Source organism: Geodermatophilus sp. SYSU D00698, from assembly GCF_054050335.1.
Genome location: NZ_JBJGZD010000016.1, coordinates 35,039 through 55,600, shown reverse-complemented (window position 1 = coordinate 55,600; position 20,562 = coordinate 35,039). Strand labels below are relative to the sequence as shown.

Annotated in this window: 23 protein-coding genes and 1 pseudogene; 15 read left to right on the top strand and 9 right to left on the bottom strand. The window is 75.9% G+C overall.

Annotation, left to right across the window (positions count from 1 at the left end; translation table 11 throughout):
• Positions 1 to 585 precede the first annotated feature (585 nt).
• From ACI8AB_RS15365 to ACI8AB_RS15350, 4 genes are all read left to right on the top strand, one after another.
• A complete protein-coding gene (locus ACI8AB_RS15365; protein ID WP_456950809.1) occupies positions 586 to 1,149 on the top strand; it encodes a dihydrofolate reductase family protein in 564 nt (187 codons plus the stop codon).
• 227 nt (positions 1,150 to 1,376) lie between these two features.
• Positions 1,377 to 1,757: a YciI family protein gene (locus tag ACI8AB_RS15360; RefSeq protein ID WP_456950808.1), complete on the top strand. Its 381-nt coding sequence runs from the start codon at positions 1,377 to 1,379 to the stop codon at positions 1,755 to 1,757.
• A gap of 106 nt (positions 1,758 to 1,863) precedes the next feature.
• Complete coding sequence (locus ACI8AB_RS15355; RefSeq protein WP_456950807.1) at positions 1,864 to 2,463, top strand: dihydrofolate reductase family protein; 600 nt, start codon at positions 1,864 to 1,866, stop codon at positions 2,461 to 2,463.
• The gene (locus ACI8AB_RS15350; RefSeq protein ID WP_456950806.1) at positions 2,460 to 3,044 is read left to right on the top strand and encodes a dihydrofolate reductase family protein; all 585 of its coding nucleotides are present in this window, start codon (positions 2,460 to 2,462) and stop codon (positions 3,042 to 3,044) included. Before ACI8AB_RS15355 ends, ACI8AB_RS15350 begins: the two co-directional genes overlap by 4 nt.
• On the opposite strand, the gene ACI8AB_RS15345 is transcribed toward ACI8AB_RS15350, so the two are convergent.
• Both ACI8AB_RS15345 and ACI8AB_RS15340 read right to left on the bottom strand, forming a co-directional pair.
• The gene (locus ACI8AB_RS15345; RefSeq protein ID WP_456950805.1) at positions 3,041 to 3,568 is read right to left on the bottom strand and encodes a dihydrofolate reductase family protein; all 528 of its coding nucleotides are present in this window, start codon (positions 3,566 to 3,568) and stop codon (positions 3,041 to 3,043) included. The two genes, ACI8AB_RS15350 and ACI8AB_RS15345, sit on opposite strands and share 4 nt — an antisense overlap.
• Positions 3,569 to 3,629: 61 nt before the next feature.
• The gene (locus tag ACI8AB_RS15340) at positions 3,630 to 4,016 is read right to left on the bottom strand and encodes a YybH family protein (protein WP_387984751.1); all 387 of its coding nucleotides are present in this window, start codon (positions 4,014 to 4,016) and stop codon (positions 3,630 to 3,632) included.
• 97 nt (positions 4,017 to 4,113) lie between these two features.
• Between ACI8AB_RS15340 and ACI8AB_RS15335 the strand changes: the two genes are divergently transcribed.
• On the top strand, positions 4,114 to 4,956 hold the full coding sequence (locus ACI8AB_RS15335; protein ID WP_456902706.1) for an alpha/beta fold hydrolase: 843 nt from the start codon (positions 4,114 to 4,116) through the stop codon (positions 4,954 to 4,956).
• 14 nt (positions 4,957 to 4,970) lie between these two features.
• On the opposite strand, the gene ACI8AB_RS15330 is transcribed toward ACI8AB_RS15335, so the two are convergent.
• The 3 genes from ACI8AB_RS15330 to ACI8AB_RS15320 form a co-directional block, all read right to left on the bottom strand.
• Positions 4,971 to 5,927 carry a hypothetical protein gene (locus ACI8AB_RS15330; protein ID WP_456950804.1) on the bottom strand — a complete coding sequence of 319 codons (957 nt, stop codon included), beginning with the start codon at positions 5,925 to 5,927 and terminating at the stop codon, positions 4,971 to 4,973.
• A 172-nt stretch (positions 5,928 to 6,099) separates the two neighbouring features.
• Positions 6,100 to 6,474, bottom strand: coding sequence for an MmcQ/YjbR family DNA-binding protein (locus ACI8AB_RS15325; protein WP_456950803.1), 375 nt, complete (start codon positions 6,472 to 6,474; stop codon positions 6,100 to 6,102).
• Positions 6,475 to 6,599: 125 nt separating this feature from the next.
• A complete protein-coding gene (locus ACI8AB_RS15320; RefSeq protein ID WP_456950802.1) occupies positions 6,600 to 6,926 on the bottom strand; it encodes a hypothetical protein in 327 nt (108 codons plus the stop codon).
• 84 nt (positions 6,927 to 7,010) lie between these two features.
• Here ACI8AB_RS15320 and ACI8AB_RS15315 point away from each other — a divergent pair, with 84 nt between their 5' ends.
• Positions 7,011 to 7,637 carry a hypothetical protein gene (locus ACI8AB_RS15315; protein ID WP_387984741.1) on the top strand — a complete coding sequence of 209 codons (627 nt, stop codon included), beginning with the start codon at positions 7,011 to 7,013 and terminating at the stop codon, positions 7,635 to 7,637.
• A gap of 15 nt (positions 7,638 to 7,652) precedes the next feature.
• Here the strand turns inward: ACI8AB_RS15315 and ACI8AB_RS15310 are convergent, their stop codons facing one another.
• Complete coding sequence (locus ACI8AB_RS15310) at positions 7,653 to 9,101, bottom strand: amino acid permease (RefSeq protein WP_456950801.1); 1,449 nt, start codon at positions 9,099 to 9,101, stop codon at positions 7,653 to 7,655.
• A gap of 175 nt (positions 9,102 to 9,276) precedes the next feature.
• Here ACI8AB_RS15310 and ACI8AB_RS15305 point away from each other — a divergent pair, with 175 nt between their 5' ends.
• A complete protein-coding gene (locus tag ACI8AB_RS15305) occupies positions 9,277 to 10,506 on the top strand; it encodes a DUF2235 domain-containing protein (RefSeq protein WP_456950800.1) in 1,230 nt (409 codons plus the stop codon).
• On the opposite strand, the pseudogene ACI8AB_RS15300 reads toward ACI8AB_RS15305, so the two are convergent.
• Positions 10,435 to 11,256: pseudogene (locus tag ACI8AB_RS15300) on the bottom strand (AraC-like ligand-binding domain-containing protein); the annotation flags it as partial. The gene ACI8AB_RS15305 and the pseudogene ACI8AB_RS15300 sit on opposite strands and share 72 nt — an antisense overlap.
• Before the next feature lie 247 nt (positions 11,257 to 11,503).
• On the opposite strand from ACI8AB_RS15300, the gene ACI8AB_RS15295 reads away from it, so the two are divergent.
• Genes ACI8AB_RS15295 through ACI8AB_RS15285 form a run of 3 tightly spaced genes read left to right on the top strand, consistent with a single transcriptional unit; the run spans position 11,504 to position 13,536 of the window.
• On the top strand, positions 11,504 to 12,355 hold the full coding sequence (locus tag ACI8AB_RS15295) for an alpha/beta hydrolase (protein WP_456950799.1): 852 nt from the start codon (positions 11,504 to 11,506) through the stop codon (positions 12,353 to 12,355).
• Position 12,356: 1 nt separating this feature from the next.
• Complete coding sequence (locus ACI8AB_RS15290; RefSeq protein WP_456950798.1) at positions 12,357 to 13,133, top strand: MBL fold metallo-hydrolase; 777 nt, start codon at positions 12,357 to 12,359, stop codon at positions 13,131 to 13,133.
• Between the two features lie 46 nt (positions 13,134 to 13,179).
• Entirely contained in the window at positions 13,180 to 13,536 is a 357-nt protein-coding gene (locus ACI8AB_RS15285) for a hypothetical protein (protein ID WP_456950797.1), read from the top strand.
• A 6-nt stretch (positions 13,537 to 13,542) separates the two neighbouring features.
• On the opposite strand, the gene ACI8AB_RS15280 is transcribed toward ACI8AB_RS15285, so the two are convergent.
• Entirely contained in the window at positions 13,543 to 14,067 is a 525-nt protein-coding gene (locus ACI8AB_RS15280; protein WP_456950796.1) for a putative immunity protein, read from the bottom strand.
• Positions 14,068 to 14,123: 56 nt separating this feature from the next.
• Between ACI8AB_RS15280 and ACI8AB_RS15275 the strand changes: the two genes are divergently transcribed.
• Positions 14,124 to 15,581, top strand: coding sequence for a protein adenylyltransferase SelO (locus ACI8AB_RS15275; RefSeq protein ID WP_456950795.1), 1,458 nt, complete (start codon positions 14,124 to 14,126; stop codon positions 15,579 to 15,581).
• 71 nt (positions 15,582 to 15,652) lie between these two features.
• Positions 15,653 to 16,489, top strand: a complete 837-nt coding sequence (gene ppk2, locus ACI8AB_RS15270) for a polyphosphate kinase 2 (RefSeq protein ID WP_387984722.1) — start codon at positions 15,653 to 15,655, stop codon at positions 16,487 to 16,489.
• A 327-nt stretch (positions 16,490 to 16,816) separates the two neighbouring features.
• On the opposite strand, the gene ACI8AB_RS15265 is transcribed toward ppk2, so the two are convergent.
• Entirely contained in the window at positions 16,817 to 17,251 is a 435-nt protein-coding gene (locus ACI8AB_RS15265; protein WP_456950794.1) for an SRPBCC family protein, read from the bottom strand.
• A 192-nt stretch (positions 17,252 to 17,443) separates the two neighbouring features.
• On the opposite strand from ACI8AB_RS15265, the gene ACI8AB_RS15260 reads away from it, so the two are divergent.
• The 3 genes from ACI8AB_RS15260 to ACI8AB_RS15250 all read left to right on the top strand — a co-directional run bounded on the left by ACI8AB_RS15260 (position 17,444) and on the right by ACI8AB_RS15250 (position 20,495).
• Complete coding sequence (locus ACI8AB_RS15260; RefSeq protein ID WP_456950793.1) at positions 17,444 to 17,950, top strand: hypothetical protein; 507 nt, start codon at positions 17,444 to 17,446, stop codon at positions 17,948 to 17,950.
• Positions 17,951 to 17,958: 8 nt separating this feature from the next.
• Complete coding sequence (locus ACI8AB_RS15255; protein ID WP_456950792.1) at positions 17,959 to 18,591, top strand: SIMPL domain-containing protein; 633 nt, start codon at positions 17,959 to 17,961, stop codon at positions 18,589 to 18,591.
• 68 nt (positions 18,592 to 18,659) lie between these two features.
• Positions 18,660 to 20,495, top strand: coding sequence for a TerD family protein (locus ACI8AB_RS15250; protein WP_456950791.1), 1,836 nt, complete (start codon positions 18,660 to 18,662; stop codon positions 20,493 to 20,495).
• The last annotated feature ends 67 nt before the right edge of the window (positions 20,496 to 20,562 follow it).

Genomic DNA, 20,562 nt, shown 5'->3' with positions numbered 1-20,562 from the left:
CCGGTCCGCGCGGGGTCCGCCACTCGGCCGGGAACGGGGTCGACGGCGGCCCTCGGCCGGTCGCCGGAGCCGGGCCAGAGCCGGCTGCAGGCGACGAGCGTCCCGGCGGCGCCGGCGTGCCCGAGCCGGGCCTGGACGGTCGTCACCGACCCCCCCCGTGCCGGGTGAGCAGGCCGGCGTGGAAGGGCCGGAGGCTCTGCCGACCTCCGGGTGGAGACCGAGCCGGGCGGCAAGAGGCCGGAGCAGCGGGCTCGACGTCGTCGCGGGCGTCATGACGTCGGTCGGTCACGGCGATCGTCGGCCGAGGTCGGCTCGCCCTCTTCCCGGCTGCGGGTGCTGACGACGATCGGCTCCGGGATGATCCGGCCCGCGTCACGCGGCCCCTGCGCCCCCGGCATGGACGTCGAGCGGCCGGACGACGAGGCTGCGACCCGTCCCACGGGGCGCTGTGCCGGTCGTCGCCCCTCCTCGTACGCGGCATCCGCTCGGCGCGGTGGTCGGCCGGCCCTCGGTGTGGCCGGACCGGTCAGTTCTCCGTGCCGTGTCGGTCCGTACGCCGAACACCGACCCACGGGAGGCCATGCGATGCGGAGACTGACCTTCGCCATGAACCTGAGCCTGGACGGCTACACCGCCGCGCCCGGCGACGACCTCGGCTGGAGCGTGCCGAGCGACGAGCTGTTCCAGTGGTGGTCCGACCGGGTGGCGGCCACGGGCCTGGCGCTGTACGGGCGCAGACTGTGGGAGACGATGAGCTCCCACTGGCCGACCGCCGACCAGCAGCCCGGCGCCACACCGGCGCACATCGAGTACGCCCGCCGCTGGCGGGACATGCCGAAGGTGGTGTTCTCCTCGACGACCAGCGCGGTCGACGGGAACGCCCGCCTGGTCACCGGCGACGCCGTCACCGAGATCACCCGGCTCAAGGCCGGGGACGGCGGTCCCATGGACGTCGGTGGCGCCACCCTCGCCGCGGCGGCCATGCGGGCCGGGTTGATCGACGAGTACGCGCTCGTCACCCACCCGGTCCTGGTGGGCGGCGGCACGCCGTTCTTCACGGCCCTGGACGACCGGGTGGACCTGGACCTGGTGGAGACCCGGACGTTTCCCGGCGGCGTGCTCCTGACCAGGTACGAGACCAGGCGGTGAACACCCGGCCCCGGATCGGCAGGCCGACTCGTCCGTCGCCCCCCTCCGCCGATCCGCGCACGACCGGGTCGACGGCGTCCGGTCGTCCGGGCCCGGTCGCGGGTGGCTGCCGGTGCGTCGCCGCCAGGCGACCCCACCGACGGGACCCGACCGATGAGTCGCCGCGGCGACCGGGGTCCCTCTCGTGGAGCGGCCGGACGGGCCGCGGCGACCACCCGGGAGGACCCGTGACGCAGTACCTGCTGTCCATGCCGCACGACTCGGCCGAGGAACCGACGATGGCGACGATGGACCCCGCCGAGCTGGAGGCCGCCCTGGCGGCGGCCGGCGCCTTCCTGGAGGAGCTGGCGGCGTCCGGCACGCTGGTCTTCGCCGGTGGGCTGCACCCGCCGTCGACCGCGGTCACCGTCGACCACACCGGGGACGACCTCGCCCTCACCGACGGGCCGTACACGCAGGCGCCGGAGTACCTCGGCGGCTTCTGGGTCGTCGAGGCGCCGGACCGGGCGGCGGCCGTCTCCTGGGCGGCGAAGGCGTCCCGGGCGCTCGGCGCGCGGATCGAGGTCCGCGCCTTCCAGGAGGTACCGGCACAGCGCCCGGCGGTGTGAGGTCGCGCCGCCGTGTCCCCCGGGGCGGCTCCCGGGAGGCGGGACCGATGAGATCGCCCGCGTCCGCCGGTCCGAGCTCCCGGACCGGCGGAGACCAGGAGGACGGATGCGGAAGATCGTCGTGCACATGATGCTGTCGCTGGACGGCTACTTCGAGGGGCCGGACCACGACCTGGGCTGGCACCGCGTCGACGAGGAGCTGCACGGGCACTTCAACGAGGAGCTCGCGACCAAGAGCGCCTTCCTCGAGGGCCGGGTCACCTACGAGCTCATGGAGGCGTACTGGCCGACCGCCGACCAGGACCCGGACGCCCCGCCGACGATGCGCGAGTTCGCCGGCATATGGCGGGCGGTGCCGAAGATCGTGTTCTCCCGCACGCTGCGGGAGGTCGGCCCCAACGCCTCGCTGCGGGCAGAGGTGGACCCCGACGAGATCCGCGCACTGCAGCAGCAGCCCGGCGGCGACATGACGCTCGGCGGGGTCGACCTGGCCGCGACCTTCCGCCGGCTAGACCTGGTCGACGAGTACCGGCTCTACGTCAACCCCGTCGTCGTCGGGCGCGGTCGACGGCTCTTCGAGACCACCGACGAGCCGACCGACCTGGAGCTGGTGGAGAACCGGCGGTTCGGCAACGGTGTCGTCCTGCTGCGCTACGCCGTCCGGCGGCCGGCAGCCGGCCGACCGCACCCGGGGAGGGCATCGTGACCGCCACCTACACCTTCGACGTCTTCTGCAGCCTCGACGGCTTCGGCTCCTACGGCGAGGACGGCGACTGGGGCGGCTACTGGGGCAAGGAGGGCCCGGAGTTCCTCGACCACCGCCTCGCGCAGTACCGCGCGGAGCAGCGGCTGGTCCTCGGGGCCACCACCTTCCGGGAGTTCGTGCAGTTCCTGGACCCGGCCCAGGTCACCGACCCGCTGAACACCCGGATGCGGACCATGCCGACGACGGTCGTGTCGACGACGCTGCGGGGCCCCCTCGACTGGCCCGACGCGACCCTCGAGCACGGGGACGCCGTCGACGTCGTCGCCCGGCTCAAGGAGGAGTCCGCCGTGCCGCTGCGCTCGCACGGCAGCCTGTCGGTGAACCGGGCGCTGATGGCCGCCGGCCTGGTCGACCGCGTCCAGGTGACGGTCTTCCCGGTGATCACCGGCCGGACCGGGACGGCGCCGGTCTTCGCGGGCGCGGCCGACTTCGACCTCGAACTGCTCGGGAGCCGGACGTTCGACGGCCGCATCCAGGAGCTCGTCTACCGGCCCACCCTGCACGGCGGGGCCGCCGGCTAGGGGCGCACCACCCGGTAGTTGAGCAGCACGATCCCGGAGGGGAAGGGGTGGCACTCGATCAGCCGGAGCCTGGTGCTCCCCGTCATCGTGCCGAAGAAGGGCACGCCGTCCCCGAGGACGACGGGGACGACGGACACGCCCAGCTCGTCGACGAGCCCGAGCTGCAGGAGCTGGGTCACCAGCCGCCCGCCGCCGAAGACGCAGATGTCCCTGCCGGGGTCGATCCGGGACCGCACGGTGTCGATCAGCCGGGTCAGGTCGCCGGCGTACGCGTGCGTGTTCCGGCCGGTCGGCAGGTCGGCGTCGTGGGTGACCACCCAGGTCGGCACGCCACCGACACCGGCGGTGCCCATCTCCCGGTACGTGTTCGCGCCGACGACGTAGGCCCCGGTGCGGGCCTCGGTCTCCGCGAAGCCGTAGTCCTCACCCGGGGCCATGGCGTCGTTGAGCCACGCGAGGTCCCCGGACCTCGACTGGATGAAGCCGTCCAGGCTGGCCGCCATCCCGGCGAAGACCGTCGCCATGCCGGACGAGCGTAGGGCGCGACGGCCCGCGGTCCCAGGCGCGGATCCGCCGCGCGGCCCCTCAGCCGGCCGTGTCGGCCTCCGCGGTGTAGGACCTGCCGGGCCAGTACGCCCACTCCTCGAAGTCCTCGACCCGGCCGTCGTCGGCGAAGCGCAGCACCCACAGGTCCCGGTACTCCTGCGGCGCCGGGGCGCCGTACCGCACCTCCAGCCGCACCACCGCGTCGCGCCCCTCGACGGCGACCGGCTCCGCGGCCACCGTGAACGTCCGGCCCTCGTCCTCCCGCCAGAACGCCCGGATCGCCGCGTGGCCGACCTCCGACGGCTCGTAGGGGGAGCGCCGGTACCGCGCGTCGTCGGTGAACAGCCGGGCGACCGCGGCCACGTCCCCCTCCCGCCACGCGCGCTCGTACCCGGCCACCCACTGCATCACGCCGGCGCGGTCCACCCGGCCACGCTGTCACGTCCGCCGGGCCCGCGGGGGTTCCCGCCGCCGTGCCGGTCGCGCGACGATCGCCTGGCCCCGGACCGCCGAGGAGGGCCCCGTGACCGACACCGCCACCGCGACGAGGACCGGGTACGCGCCGGTCGGCAGGCTGCGCATGTACTACGAGGTCCACGGGCCCACGGGGGAGCCGGCGGGCGGCCCGGTCCTCCTCCTGCACGGCGCGTACATGTCGGCCGGCGACCTCGGACCGCTGGTGGGCGCCCTGGCCACCACCCGGGAGGTCGTCGTCCCGGACCTGCAGGCCCACGGCCGGACGGCGGACGTGGACCGGCCGATCACCTACGAGGGCCTGGCCGACGACGCCGCGGGCCTCCTCGCGCACCTCGGCATCGAGCGGGCCGACGTCCTGGGCTACAGCATGGGCGGCGCCGCGGCGCTGCAGGTGGCCGTCCGCCACCCGGAGGTGGTCCGCACGCTGGTGGTCGTCTCGGCGTCGCACTCCAGCAGGGGGACGCAGCCGGAACTGCTCGAGATGATCCCGACCATCACCCCGGAGGTGTTCGCCGGGTCGCCGCTGGAGGAGGCCTACCGGGCCACCGCCCCGGACCCCGGCCACTTCCCGGTCCTCGTCCAGAAGCTGAAGACGCTCGACGAGACCCCCTTCGACTGGCCGGCCGAGGACATCCGGGGGATTACCGCGCCGACCCTGGTCGTCGCCGGGGACGCCGATGCCGTCCTGGCCGAGTCCGCGGTCGAGCTCTTCCGCCTCCTCGGCGGCGGCGCGATGGGCGACCTGGCCGGTCTCTCGCGGGCGCGCCTGGCGATCCTGCCGGGGACCACCCACTTCATGCCGCCGGGCAGCGGCGTGCTCGACCGCCTGGACTGGCTGCTGCCGATGGTGCTCGCCCGGTTCGACGACCCTCCCGCTGGGACGCCCTGACCCTCCGGGAGGGGTCAGTCGTGGACGAGCACCACCTCGTACCGCGACGCGGTCGGCGGGATGCCGGTGTCGAACTTGGCGTTGACGACGGCGAGCCGTCCCTCGTGCCGGATGGCGGTCGCCGGGGTCTGGAAGAGGTCGCTGGTGACGACCTCCACGACGGACCCGGACGCCAGGTCCGGGCTCAGCCGGACCTCGCTCACCCGGTTCGTGTTCTGCACCGCCCACAGCGAGTCGCGGTGCAGCTCGATGCCGTCCACGGACGGCACGCTCACCCCGGCGACGACCGCGCTGTCGCCCGTGGCGGGGTCCACCGTGTACAGCTCGCCGTCGGTCGAGTGCGCGACGACCAGCGTGCCGCCGTGGCGCGCGGCGTCGATGCCGTTGAGGTTGACCTCGCCGGCGGTGTCGGCCGCCGGCCCGTGCAGCGGGAGCGTGCGGAACGGCCCCGGCCGCCCGGAGGCGTCGATCGGCACGTGGTACAGCACGGCACGCCGGCTGTCGGTGAACCACGCGCCCGCCGGGGTGACGACGACGTCGTTGACCAGCGTGGTGAAGGCCGCCGGGGGCGCCGGCGACGGCGGCGCGAACTGGTACTCCGCGACCGTCTCCCGGGAGTGCAGGTCGTACACGTACGCCTGGCCGGTGCCGCCGCCGGCGACGTACAGCAGGCCGTGCCGCAGGTCGGCGTCCATGCCGACCGCCCACCGGCCCTCCGGTGCGTCGATGAACAGCTCGGCGGTGCCCGCCTCGAGGTCGCCGCGGAAGACGTCGCCGGCGAACAGGTCGCCCGCGTAGAACGTGTCCCCTCCACCCGCCGCGATGCCCTCGGCCGAGGTGGCGCCCGGCAGGACGATCACCTCCGGCCAGGACGCCGCCGCGGGCGGGACGGTGGTGACGGTCAGGGCGACCACGCCGGTCACCAGCACCGCCGCTCGCAGGGAGCCGGTCGTCCTCCGCGTCGTCGGCACGGCAGCCTCCGGTGGGCGTCGTCGGTCGCACGGTCGTCCTCCGCCCGGTCCACGGTGCCCCGCCCGCGGCGGGCGGGACAGGGCCCAACGCCTCCGTACGGAGGCCGCGGTCAGGTGGCGGTGGGTACGGCGGACGAGGGCGGAGGACCCGTCCCGTCCTGGTCCCGGCGTCTCACGGCTCGCCGTGTGACGGGCCCGGGCGCCTGGCCCTGGGCAGTCCCTCCACGACCAGTTCGTACGAGTTGCGCACCAGCTCGTCGACGAGGTCCCGCGTCACCGCGTCACCGGCACGGATGGTCAGCCAGTGCCGCTTGTCCATGTGGTAGCCGGGGACGAGCTCCTCGTACCGCTGCTGCAGCGCCCGGCTGTGCTCGGGCTCGCACTTCAGCGTCACGACTGGTTCGCCGGGCACCTCGGTCGCGAGCAGGAACACCTTGCCGACGACCTTGAACACCTCCCACCCGGGCCCGAACGGGTGCTCGTGCGTCACCGCCGGGAGCCGAGCGGCGGACTCCATCGCGATCTCGAGCAGCCGCACGCCGTCCATGCCGTCCGGCTCCTCCTCGACCGCCGGGTCGGACCCGGGCGGGCGTCGTCGTCCCGGGACGGCCGTCGATGACAGCCGTGCCCGAGCGTCGCACGGACCCGTGTCCTCGGCCTCGTCCGCCGTGCTCAGGCGACGGTGAGCAGCACGGCGCCGGCGGCGAACAGCGGCACGGACACGAACAGGAAGACGCCCACGCCGGTCAGGACCCCACCGGGGGAGCCGTGGTCGTCGAGGTCGGGCCGCCGGCCGTGCTCGAAGTCGTGGGCCCGGGTGAACACCGCGCCGCTGGTCAGCCCGATGAGGCCGGCCAGCACGAGCAGGACCAGCGCGAACCGCGACAGGAAGCTGCCGTCCCCGAGCAGGCTCCACACCCCTGCGACGGCCAGTGCCACGGCCGCCGCGAGCAGCACCGCGACCAGCGCCTGGCGCAGGCCCCGGAGGACGACGCCCACGGGGTGACGGTAGCCCCGCCGGGCGTGACCGGGGTCCCCCGCGACGCGGGCGTCCACCCGGGGCACGCGGGGTAGCCGGGCGGCATGGACCTGCTCGCCCTGCCCCGCACCGTCACCGCGTCCGCGCTCGCCCTCGGGACGGCGGTGCGCGGCGCGCGCGTGTTCCACCCCCGGGGACGGGCGTCCGCCGGGACCGTGGTGACCGACGGCGGCGGCACCTGGGGTGCCCGGGTCCTCGACGAGGCGGGCACGTACGACGTCGTCGTCCGCGTCTCGCGCGGGGTCGGGCTGCCGGAGCCGCTGCCCGACGTCGTCGGCCTGGCGGTCCGCCTCCCGCTGCTCGGCCGGGGCGGGGCACCGCTGGACGTCCTGGTCAACACCTCCGGGGGCCTGCCCGGCCTGCGCCACCTGTTCCTGCCGGAGCCCCTCGGCCGGACGTGCTCCTCCGTCCTGCCGTACCGGACCGGCAGCGGCCGCCTGGTGGTGCTCGGGGCGCGCGACACGGGCGCCGGCTGGGACCTGCTGGCGGCACCGCTCGCCGGCGGCTGGAGGCGGTGGGGACGGCTGACCCTCGGCGCCGCCCTGCCGGACGCGGAGTCCGAGGCGCTGCGCTTCCGGCCGACGCTCGGGGCCGACGACCTCCAGCCGGTCGCGCTGTTCCGCGCCGTCCGCGACCTCTCCTACCGCGGGAGCCAGGCCCTCCGCCCCTGACGGCCGCGGCGCCGCTCAGCCGTCGACCGGCCGGCGGTGGCTCGGGCTGTCCGGGTTCAGGAGCGAGTGCTTCCGCCCGTAGGCGAAGTAGATGACCAACCCGATGAGCAGCCAGACCCCGAAGCGGGCCCACGTCTCCCACGGCAGCTGCCAGATGAGGAACAGCGACGCGAGCACCCCGAAGGCCGGGACGACGGGCATGAGCGGCAACCGGAACGGCCGCGGGGTGTCCGGCCGGGTGTAGCGGAACAGGATGACCGCGACGCAGACCACGATGAACGCCGACAGGATGCCGATGTTCGTCAGGTCGGCGACGGCGCGGATCGGGAAGACGCCGGCGAGCACGGCCGACCCGACGCCGGCGATCCAGGTCACCCGCTGCGGCGTGCCGGTCCGGTCCACCTTCGCGAACCACGGGGGCAGCAGCCCGTCGCGGCTCATGGAGAACCAGACGCGGGTGACGCCGAGCAGGAAGGTCAGCATCACGGTCAGGATCGACAGCACGGCGAAGACGGAGATGACGCCGGCGACCACCGGCAGGCCCACGCTCTCGAAAGCCGAGGCGAAGCCGGCGGTCGGGTCGATGTCCCGGTAGTCCTGCATCCCGGTGAGCACCAGCGTCGCGGCGACGTAGAGCAGCATCGCGATGACCAGCGACAGGATGATCGCCTTCGGCATGTGCTCCTTGCCGTCGCGGGCCTCCTCGGCGGCGGTGCTCATGGCGTCGTAGCCGAAGACCGCGAAGAAGACGGTGGCCGCGCCCGTGAGCACCGGGCCGAAGCCGGACGGCAGGAAGGGGTCGTAGTTCCCCGCCTGGACGTAGAAGACGCCCAGCCCGATGATGCCGAGGATCAGCAGGATCTTGATCCCCACGGCGATCAACTCGAACCGGCCGAAGGTCTTCGTGCCGCGGCTGAGGATGAACGTGACGAGCAGGCAGATCACGACGGCGGGGACGTTGACGACGCCGCCCTCCTCGGCGGACGCGGTGAGCGACGTCGGCAGGGTGAGCCCGAGGTTGTCGAGCAGCTCGCCGAGGTAGCCGGAGATGCCGATCGCCACGACGGCGACGATGGCGATGTACTCCAGGAGCAGGTCCCAGCCGATGAACCACCCGATGAGCTCGCCGAGCGCCACGTAGCCGTAGGTGTAGGCGGAGCCGGCCCGCGGGATCATGCCGGCGAACTCGGCGTAGGACAGCGCCGCCGCCGCCGACGCCAGGCCCGCGATCAGGAAGGCGATGAGCACGGCCGGCCCGACGGCCTCGTTGTCCGCGTCGCCGGCGGCCACGAGCCCCGCGAGGGAGAAGATCCCGACGCCGATGATGCCGCCGACCCCGATCGCGGTCAGCTGCCACAGCCCCAGGCTCTTGGCGAGCGCCCCGCCGGCGTTCCGTTCCTCGACGTCGTCCATCTGCTCGACCGGCAGGCGCCGCCAGATGGAGCGCTGGTCCCGAGTGCTCATGGGCGTCCCCTCGTCGCGGGCCCCGTGTGCGGCGAGCCTGCCCGTGTCCCGGCGGGTCGGCAAAGCGAGGGCGTCGGCGAAGCGGGGCGTCGGCCCGGCGGGGCGTCGGCACGGCGGGGCCTTGTCGGCCGGGCGGCGGGGGAGCACCGTGGCGGGGAGCGACGCGGGAGGCACGATGCCGAAGCGACTGGTCGTGTGCTGCGACGGCACCTGGAACACCCCCGACCAGGTGGCCGAGGGCCGGCCGTGCCCGACGAACGTCACCAAGCTCGCCCTGGAGGTCGCCCCGGCCGGCGCCGACGGGCTGCGGCAGTGCGTCTTCTACCTGCGCGGGGTCGGCACCGCACGCGGTGAGCGGTACCGCGGCGGCGCGTTCGGCGTCGGCCTGTCCCGCGCCGTCAAGGACGCCTACCGGACGATCGTCGACAACTACGAGCCCGGTGACGAGCTGTGGTTCTTCGGGTTCAGCCGCGGCGCGTTCACCGCCCGCAGCACCGCCGGCTTCGTCCGCACCGCCGGCGTGCTGGAGCGCCGCCACGCCGGCCGGCTCGACGAGGCCTACGAGCTCTACCGGTGCCGGGAGGCCCATCCCCGCGGCACCGAGGCCGAGCTGTTCCGGCGGTCCTACTCCTACGAGCCCGACGTCCACTTCATCGGCGTCTGGGACACCGTGGGCGCGCTCGGCCTGCCGGTGCGCGGCCTGGGCTTCGTCAACCGGCGGTGGGCGTTCCACGACACGACGCTGAGCTCGAAGGTGCGCAACGCCTTCCAGGCGCTGGCCGTGGACGAGACCCGCCGCGCCTTCCGGCCCACGCTGTGGGAGCCGCACCGCGGCGACGCCCGCCCGGAGGGCCAGCGGCTGGAGCAGGTCTGGTTCTCCGGCGTGCACTGCGGTGTCGGCGGCGGCTACCGCGACACCTCGCTGTCCGACGTCGCGCTGCTGTGGATGGTCGACCGGGCCCGCGAGTGCGGCCTGGCGTTCCACCGCGACGCCTTCGCGCCGCCCCCGCCCGGCGGGGCCCCGGACGACAACCGCCCGCGTCCGGTGCCCGACCCGCTCGGCGAGCTGCGGGACTCGCGCACCGGCCTCTACCGGCTGCTGCCGCGGTACCACCGGCCGATCGGCGTCGGCCACCCGCGCACCGAGAGCCTGGCCTCGACCACCGTCCGCCGGTACCTGCAGGACGAGCGCTACCGCCCGCCCGGCGTCGCGTCGTTCCTCGCCCGTGGCGGCCCGCGCACCGAGGTCGACGCCGGCCGGCGGTCAGCCGGTGGCGGACGCCCGCTGCCACTCCCGCGGGCTCGTCCCGAAGGCCTCGCGGAACCGGCGGGCGAAGTGGCTGGGGTCGGCGAAGCCGCAGGCGCGGGCGGTCGCGGCGATCGACCGCTGCCGACCGGCGGGTGAGGCCAGCCGGGCCCGCGCGGCCTCCAGCCGCCGCGCGATGACCTCCTGCTCGAGGCTGGCGCCCGCCGCGGCGAAGGCCTTGTAGAGCTGCCGGACCGAGACGCCGTGCGCCCGGGCCACGGCGGCCGGGGTGAGGCCGGGGTCGGTGAGGTGCCGGGCGACGTACGCCCGCACGCGGGTCACCAGCGTGTCCTCCCGCACCGGCGGCCCGAGCCGGTCGTCGCCGGCCGCGGACACGACCAGCGCGCGGACCAGCTCGACCGTGGCCGCCCCCAGCGCGGCCGCCCCCGGGTCGGCCGACAGCGCCGCGGCGTCGTCGGCGATCCGCTGCAGGTGCGCGCGCACCAGCCCGTGCAGCGCGCTGGCCCGCAGCCGCGGCGCCGCCCGGCGGACGACGTCGACCGGCAGGCCGAGCCGGTCGAGGGGGACCAGCAGCGCGCGGGACCCGCCGCCGGTCGCGCAGGCGAACCCGTAGGGCGCGCTCATGTCCACCAGCATCAGGTCCCCGTCCTCGACCAGCTGCTCGTGGCCCAGCTGGTCGAACTCGCCGCGGCCGCGGTGCTGGAAGGCCAGCGCGACCAGCGGGGCGTCGTCCCGGGCGACGTGCCGCCGGGTGCGGACCATGCGGAAGCGGGTCGCGTCGGTGGCCAGCAGCACCGCCGTCCCGTACGGGAACGCCTGCACCCGCGCCTGCACCGCCGCGGGGTCCTCGCGGTGCTCCACGCGGCAGGCCGCCGACGCCTCCTGCATCGCGACGTGGAAGGCCTCGGCGCGGTCGGCGCGGGGGAGCGGGGTGGTGTCGAAGAGCAGCATCGCGCCGTCCCTGGGCCTCGGGCAGCAGACGTTCCCGTGGACGCCGAGCCTGGCAGAGCCGGGCTCCTCCCGGAACCCGCACGGATGCAGGCAGGGACCGCAGCCGTGCACGCAGGGACCGTTCGCCCGCCGGGTCCGCTGCCAGGCTCGCGCCGACCGGGCACCACCTCCGAGGGGAGCGACCGTGACCACGCCACCGGCACCCGGCACCACCGCACCGGACACCATCGTCCTGATCCACGGCTTCTGGGTGACCCCGCGCAGCTGGGAGGACTGGAAGGCGCACTACGAGCAGCGCGGCTTCCGCGTGCTCACCCCGACCTACCCCGGCTTCGAGGGCGAGGTCGAGGCGCTCAACGCCGACCCGACGCCGATCGCCGAGGTCACGCTGCCCGCGATCGTCGAGCACCTGTCCGCGCTCGTCCGTGGGCTGGACCGGCCGCCGGTCCTGATCGGCCACTCCGCCGGCGGCACGCTCGTGCAGCTGCTGCTCGACCGCGGTCTCGGCGCGGTCGGCGTGGTGCTCAACTCCGCGCCGACCGAGGGCGTGCGGGTGGTGCCGCTGTCGCAGCTGCGCTCCACCTGGACGGTGCTCAGGAACCCGGCCAACCGGCACCGCGCCGTCGGGCTGACCGAGGAGCAGTGGCACTACGCCTTCACCAACACGTTCCCCGAGGACGAGTCGCGGGCGCTCTACCGGCGGTACCACATCCCGGCGTCGGGCCGGATCCTGTGGAACTCCGTGCTGGCCAACCTCATGCCCGGCCCGCAGGACGCGCACGTCGACTACGGCAACGAGGCCCGGCCGCCGCTGCTGTTCGTCTCCGGCGGCGAGGACCACATCATGCCGCCGGCCGTGCAGCGGTCGAACGCGGCGCACTACCGCGGCGACACCGTGACCGAGGTGCGCGAGTACCCGGGCTACCCCCACCTGCTGCCCGCCTCGCCGGGCTGGGAGGCGATCGCCGACGAGGTCCTCGACTGGGCGCTGGCGCACGCGACGGGACCGCGTCCGCAGGTCGCCGGCGCGCAGTGACGTGCGGCTGACGCACGTCGGCGGCCCGACGCTGCTGGTCGAGGTCGCCGGGCGCCGGCTGCTCACCGACCCCACCTTCGACCCGCCGGGACGCGCCTACGCCTTCGGCTGGGGCACCGGGTCGACCAAGACGGCGGGACCGGCGCTGGCACCGGCCGACGTGCTGCCGGTCGACGCCGTCCTGCTCAGCCACGACCACCACGCCGACAACCTCGACGACGCCGGCCGCGCCCTGCTCGCCGAGGTGCCGGTGGTGGTCACCACCCCGTCCGGCGCCCGCCGGCTGGGGGACGGCGCCCGCGGGCTGCGGGACTGGCAGACGACGGTCCTCGAGGCGCCGGGGCTCCCGCCGCTGGAGGTCACCGCCACGCCGGCGCGGCACGGGCCGCCGCTGAGCCGCCGGCTGGTCGGCGACGTCGTCGGGTTCGCCGTGCGGGAGGCCGGCGGGGACGGCGGGGTGCTGTGGATCTCCGGGGACACCGTGGCCTTCCCCGGGCTGCGGCGGGTCGCCGAGCGGCTGCGGGTCGACGTCGCGGTGCTGCACCTGGGCGGCGTGCGCTTCCCCGTCACCGGGCCGGTCCGGTACTCGATGACCGGCCGGGAGGCCGCCGCCGTGTGCCGGGCGACCGGGGCGCGGGTCGTCGTCCCCGTGCACCACGAGGGGTGGAGCCACTTCCGGCAGGGGCGGGAGGCGGCCGAGCGCGACCTGGCCGCCGCGCCGGACGACGTCCGCCGGCGGTTCCGGTGGCTCGACCGGGGGGTGCCCACCGACGTCTGACCCGTTCCTGCTGGCCGGCGGGGGCTCCGGTGGCGATCATGGCGGGATGACGGTCACCGCGATGCCGGCACGGGCCCGCTGGGTGTGGGACGCACGCGACCGGACCCGCGCGGTCCGCGTCTCCGCCCACCCGGCGCAGGGCCTGGTCAACCTGAGCATCTGGCGCGACGACGCATGCGTCGGCACCGTCAAGCTCCGGCCCGACGAGGTGGCCGGCCTGGTGTCCGGGCTGACCGAGGGCCTCGCCGAGCTCGCGGTGACGCCGCCGGCCGCCCCGGCCACGGTCACCGACCTGGAGACGCGGCTGGCCGCCGTCGAGTCGCGGCTCGAGGCCCCGCGCCCGCCCGCCGGCCGGATGGCGCGGACCGTGCTGCGGCGCGTGCAGGACCGCCTGCTGCGCTGACCGGGCTCACGCCCGCAGCGCGGCGTCCAGCGCGGCCACGAGCCCGCTCGTCCGGTTCCCGCCCGCCGGAGCGGCCGGGTAGCGCCGGAGCACCGCGACCAGGCCGGGCGTCGCCCGCTGCCGCGCCCGCTCGATCCACGCGGCTCCCACCGCCTCGTCGCCGCCGACGGCCAGCTCCGCCGCCCGTGCCGCGGACGCCGCCGCCCCCAGGACGTGCCGCACCTGCGTCGCCCGCGCCAGCGGGTGCAGGTAGGCCGCGGCCGCCGCGGAGCCGGCCGCGCGCGCCGCCTCCCGCGCGGCCCCGGGCGGAGCCTCGGCCGCGGCCCGGTGCGCCGCCAGGGCGGTCATCCGCTGCAGCACCGTCCGGGCGGCCCCGCCGGCGAAGGCGTCCGCGGCCTCGACCGCCGCCCGCGGTCGCCCGTCGCCCGGGCGCTCGGCCTCGAACAGCGCCAGGACCTCCCGCGCGCACCCGGCCGCGTAGCGGGCCACCACGCGGAGGTCCTGCAGGCTCAGCACGACCTCCCCGGACACCCGGGCAGGGTCGCAGACGACGACCCGGGTCCGGCGCCGTCCGTACATTCGAGGGGGTGACCGTCACCCCCGGCGTCTCCGTCGTCCCCGGCACCCGCTTCGCCACCGCGCTGCCGGAGATGGCCGTGCCCTGGCAGGCCGTCGAGACGCCCGACCCTCGGACGCTGGTGCTCAACGAGCCGCTGGCCGCGGAGCTCGGCCTGGACCCGGAGGAGCTGCGCGGGCCCGCCGGCGTCGGGCTGCTCACCGGCACCGTCGTGCCCGAGGGGGCGCGGCCGGTGGCGCAGGCCTACGCCGGCCACCAGTTCGGCTACTACAACCCGCGGCTGGGGGACGGGCGGGCGCTGCTGCTGGGTGAGCTCCCCGGCGCCGACGGCCGGCCGGTCGACCTGCACCTCAAGGGCTCGGGCGCCACGCCGTTCTCCCGCGGCGGGGACGGGCTGGCCGCCGTCGGGCCGATGCTGCGCGAGTACGTCGTCAGCGAGGCGATGCACGCCCTCGGCATCCCCACCACCCGCTCGCTCGCCGTCGTCGCCACCGGGCGTCCGGTGCGCCGGGAGACCCTGCTGCCCGGCGCCGTCCTCGCCCGGGTGGCCGCCAGCCACCTGCGGGTCGGCAGCGCGCAGTACGCCCGCGCCACCGGCGACGACGACCTGCTGCGCCGGCTCGCCGACGAGGCGATCGACCGGCACCACCCGGCCTCGGCGGACGCCGGCAACCGGTACCTCGCGCTCTACGAGGCGGTCGTCGCCGCGCAGGCGGACCTGGTGGCGCGCTGGATGCTCGTCGGCTTCGTGCACGGCGTGATGAACACCGACAACGTGACGCTGTCCGGCGAGACCATCGACTACGGGCCGTGCGCCTTCATGGAGGGCTACGACCCCGACACGTGGTTCAGCTCGGTCGACGAGGGCGGGCGCTACCGCTACGGCAACCAGCCGCTCGCCGCCGAGTGGGACCTCGCCCGGCTGGCCGAGGCGCTTCTGCCGCTGTTCGCCGACGAGCAGGAGCAGGCGGTCGCGCTCGCCGTCGAGGCGCTCGGCCGGTTCCGCCCGCGCTACGAGGCGGCGCTGCTGGCCGGCTGGCGGGCCAAGCTCGGCCTGCCCGCGGGGCTCGACGACGAGGTCGCCCGGGTCCTGGTCGACGACTGGCTCGCGCTGCTGCAGGCGAACCGGGTCGACCTGACCTCCTCGGCGCGGGCGCTGTCGGCGGCCGCGCGCGGCGACGCCGAGCCGGTCCGTGAGCTGGTCCTCGACCTCGCCGGGATCGACGCCTGGCTGGAGCGCTGGCGCGCGCTGGCTCCGGACGCGGACGCCATGGACCGGGTCAACCCCGTCTACGTGCCGCGCAACCACCTCGTCGAGGAGGCGCTGGCCGCGGCCACCGCCGGCGACACGGGCCCGGTCGAGCGGCTGGTCGAGGTGGTCCGCCGGCCGTTCGACGAGCGGCCCGGGCTGGAGCGCTACGCCGCCCCCGGCCCCGGGGGACCGTTCGTCACGTTCTGCGGCACCTGACCGCCCAGGTCGGGCACCCCGGCGTCCTCCCGTCCCTTGCCCCGCCCGGCGGGGCGGGTGGATGGTGCGGCATGGCGTCCAAGAAGCGGTCCGGCCCCTCCGTCGAGGAGGCACCCAGGTCCACCGGCAAGGTCCCCACCGCGTACTACGAGGAGGAGATGGCCCGCCTCCAGGTGGAGCTGGTCAAGCAGCAGGAGTTCGTCCGCGCGCGGGGGCTGCGCGTCGTCGTCCTGTTCGAGGGCCGCGACGCGGCCGGCAAGGGCGGCGCGATCCAGCGGATCACCGAGTCGGTCAACCCGCGGGCCACCCGGGTGGTGGCGCTGCCGGCGCCGACCGAGCGCGAGCGCGGGCAGTGGTACTTCCAGCGCTACGTGGAGCACCTGCCCACCCGCGGCGAGATGGTCCTGTTCGACCGGTCCTGGTACAACCGCGCCGGCGTCGAGCGGGTCATGGGCTTCTGCACCGACGAGGAGTACGAGGAGTTCCTCCGCTCCTGCCCCGAGTTCGAGCGGATGCTCGTCCGCAGCGGGATCACCGTGCTCAAGTACTGGTTCTCCGTCAGCGACACCGAGCAGGAGAAGCGGTTCCAGGCGCGGCTGCACGACCCGACCAAGCGCTGGAAGCTCAGCCCGATGGACCTCGAGGCGCGCAACCGCTGGGTCGAGTTCTCCAAGGCCAAGGACGCGATGTTCGCCGCGACCGACATCCCCGAGGCGCCGTGGTGGGTGGTCGAGGCCGACGTCAAGAAGCGCGCCCGCCTCAACGTCATCTCGCACCTGCTCACCCAGGTGCCCTACGAGGACCTCACCCCCGAGCCGCCGGAGCTGCCGCCGCGGCCGCCGGTCGACGAGGACTACGTGCGCCCGCCGCTGGACAGCCAGCGCTTCGTGCCCGACGTCGTCCCCTGACGGTCAGGGCAGGACCGGTGACCTGCACCCGCACCCGGTGCCCGCCCCGGAACCGGCAGGCGGTGGGGAACCGCGCGACGTCGACGGCGAGGGTGCCGTCGTCGGCGACCGCGACGTCGTCGGCCGGGACGGTGCGCGGGTCGAGCCGGGGGATCCCGTCGACGACGTCGCGCCCGTCGGGCATCGACACGGGCAGGTCCCGCTCGACGGTGTACGTGCCGGCGGTGGGGCGCAGCCCGGGCGCGAGGTCCGCGGTCGGGGCACCCAGCCTCCCCAGGACGGTCATCGCCGGACGCCGCCGACCGCTCCCGTGCCCCGGAGGGCGGATCAGAGGATCCGCTCCGCGCGCTCCTTGAGCGCCCGGTTCATGGCCTCGAAGGCGGGCAGCGTGCCCCGCCGCAGCGACCGCGCCAGCAGCGGGACGAGCACACCGCGGAAGGTCTCCTCCTGGACCAGCCGGGTGCCCGGCCCCACGGGCTCGAGGCGGAAGACGTGCTCGCCGTCGAACAGCCCCGGGACGCCGAGCCTGCCGAGCCACCGCAGTTCGCGGGCCGGGGCGACCTCGAGCAGGCGCGGGCGGAAGCCCATCGCCCGTCCGCCCACCGGCTGCATCCGCAGCGACAGCCGGGCGCCGGGGGCGACGTCGCCCTCGGCCCGGACGATGAACGGGTTCCACTCGGGATAGGCGCCCAGGTCGGTGAGCTCGGCCCACACCCGCTCGGGCGGAGCGTCGATCTCGATCGCGGTGGACAACTGGGTCATCGCGCTGGGCTCCTCGGGTCGGCGTCGGCCCACCGTGGCCGACGTCGGCCGGCGCCGTCGAGGGCTCCCGCCGCGGACTCGTCGTGGCCGGGTGGTCGCGGCGCGGTCTCGCCGTGGCCGCGGGACTGCGCGGACCCGCCCCGCCGACCTACGCTCGTCGCGCCGAGGGCCGGAGGCGGCCCGGAGGGGGCGGTGACCATGATGCGGAGCCCTGACTTCCTGCCCGTGCTGAGCCGGGGACGGCACCGCACGCCCGCGCGCGGCGCGTGCTTCCTCGAGTACACGGCCCTGCTGGCCGGTGAGCCGTTCAGCGACGCCCCGGCGTGCGTCGACGCCGAGCTCGCCGCCGTCCTGCGGCACGCCAACGACGTGCTCTCCGACGCCGACCGGCCGCGCCTGGTCCCGCTGCTGGGCCGGGCGATCGGTCTGGCCGTCCCCGCGGCGGCGGCGCGGCTGCGGAGGGAGGCGGCCCGGCGGTTCGCCGCGGCCGTCGGGTCGACGTTGTCGGTGGACGAGCGGCGGTTCGTGCGCACCGCGCACGTGGACCGGCTGTTCTGGTCGCTGATGTTCGAGCCGGTGCCGGTGAGCACGTCCGCGGCCTGGGTCGACCGCCTCGTCGAGCGGCTGGACCTGCTCCACGGCTGCTACGAGTCGGTGGTCGCGGAGCTCACCGCGCGACCCGCGCCCGCGGTGGGCTGACGGCGCGCGTGACGCTGCCGCCGGCCGTCGTCCGGGTGCGCGGGGAGGCCTCCGCCGACCACGCGCCCGACTGCGCGACGCTCGCCGTGCACGTCCGCGAGGTCTCCCCGGACGGCCGGGCCGCGGCGCTGGCGCTGGCGTCGGAGGTCGCCGCCGGCCTGCGCGCGGCGCTCGCCGGGGTCGCCGGGGTGCGGGCCGTGGTCCTGTCGCGCGTGTCGGTGCACGAGCGGTTCGTCTGGGACACCGGCACCGCCGAGCCGGCCGGCTGGGAGGCGACCGTGGCCGGCACCGTGCAGGCCGACGCCGGGGCCGTCCCGGAGCTGGCCGAGGTCGTGGCCGCGGCGGGTGCCGGGATCGGCGGCGTCTCCTGGGACCTCGACGACCCGGCCACCGCGCGCCGCGCCGTCCGCAGGGCCGCCGTCGCCGCCGCCCGCGAGGCCGCCACCGACCTCGCCGACGCGGTCGGCCGCCCGCTCGGGCCGCTGCTGGAGCTGGCCGACCCGGGGCTGTCCTCCGCGGCGCCCGGCGCTCCCGAGACGATGGCGGTCACGGCCCGCGGCGGCGGTCCCGCGCTGGAGCTGGACCCGCAGGACGTCGTCGTCCGCGCCGTCGTCGAGGCGACCTTCGCCCTGGGGGAGTGACCGGGGTAGCGACGACACGCCCCTCACGGAACCGGGCCGTGTCGGTACCCCGAGTTACGTTCCGCCGCATGACGGGGGTACTCAGCTCGCCGGTCCTGCCCGCGGACGTCGCGCGCCGCTACCCGTACGGCTACGCGCTGGTCGACGTCGAGACCTCGGGGTTGCACGCGGCGAGTGACCGGGTCCTCCAGGTCGCCGTCGCACAGATGGCGGCCGACGGTTCGGTCGAGTCCACGTGGTCCACGCTGCTCGATCCCGGCTGCGACCCCGGTCCGACGCACGTCCACGGATTGACCCGGGCGAAGCTGCACGGCTCCCCGCAGTTCGTCGACGTTGTGGACGACGTCCACCGGTTGGTCGAGGGGCGGATCGTCGTCGCGCACAACGCCGCCTTCGACCACCGGTTCCTCTCCGCGGAGTCGGCCCGGGCCGGGCGGCGGCTGCCGGTCGAGGAGCGGCTGTGCACCCTGGCCCTGACCCGGCGGCTCGACCTCCCCGTGGTCGACTTCAAGCTGGCGTCGGTCGCCGGCTACTGGGGCGTCCGTCCCCGGCGCGCCCACGACGCGGTCGACGACGTCCGGGTGCTGACCGAGGTGCTCCGCCACTCGCTCGTCGCCGCCGCACGGCACGACGTCGACCTCCCGGTCACCGCCTGCGTCGACGATGGCGTCGAGCCCCGGCCGGTCAAGGCGCCCCGGACGCCCTGTCCGTGGCGGGCACCCCGTGCCTGGTCACCGGGCACCCCGCTCGTGCAGGGCATGAAGGTGGTGGTCACCGGGGCGACCAGCACGCCGCGGGAGCTCCTCGTGCGCCGCTGTACCGCTGCCGGGCTGGACGTCATGAACACCGTCAGCGGGCGCACCCACGTCCTCGTCTGCAACCGGGCCGACGAGCAGACCGGGAAGGCGGCCCGCGCCCGGCAGCACGGCACGCCGGTGGTCACCGAGGCCGAGTTCCTGCGACTGCTCGCGGCGGTCGAGCCCGGGGTGCCCAAGCAGGTGGAGACGGTCGCCGTCGCACCGCCCGTGGCCCCGGCCCCACGCGCTCCCGAGGCGGCCGGGCCGCTGGTGGGGCGCCGCGTCCTGGTCCTCGGTGGGCAGCACGAGGACGCGATGTCCGTGCGGGCGCGTCTGCTCGCCGCGGGGGCGAGCGTGGCGGTCAACCTCACGGGCTCGGTCACCGACGTCGTCCTGCTCGGCAGCCCGAGCACGGACCCGCGGGCGGTCAAGGCCCGGGCGCTCGGGGTGTCCCTCCTCGACGCGGAGTCCCTCGCTCCCGTCGGATGGCCGGGGACGGGCCCGGAGGACGGTGCCCAGGCGCCCGCCCCTGCCGAGGCTCCGGCCGACCGGGTGGAGGCGACGCCGGCGCGGGTGCTCGTCCGCGGTGAGGTCATGGACCTGCCGGCCGGCTCCGACTGGCTGGCGGAGGTGCGGTGGGCGGTCCCCGGGCGGCACGCCGCCGTCCGGTTCGACGTGGACGTCGTCGCCCTCGTCGTGGACGCCGACGAGCAGGTCGCCGTGGACGAGGACCTCGTCTTCTTCAACGCGCCGGCGCACCCCTCCGGGGCGGTCACGCTGACCTTCGGGACGCCGGGGGAGGCGCTGTGCGCCCTCCGTCCCGGCGCACTCCCGGCGCCGCAGCGGCGCGTCCTGCTGGCTGCCGCCATCGACGGCGAGGCGACCTTCGGCGACGTGGGCGCCGTGGAACTGGTCCTCCGCGACGGTGAGGGAGCGCCGATCGCCCGCGCCACCCTCGACGCGGCGACCACCGAGCGCAGCCTGGTGCTGGCCACCCTCTACCTGCGCAACGGCTCGTGGCGCTGGCGTGCGGTGGGCCAGGGGTACGACGACGACCTCGCGGCGCTCGCCGTCCGCCACGGCGTGGACGTCGAGGACGGGGACTGACGCCCGGCCGCACCCGTGCCATGATCGGCCGGTCGGCGCCGGACCCCGCCCGGGGACACCCGCCGGC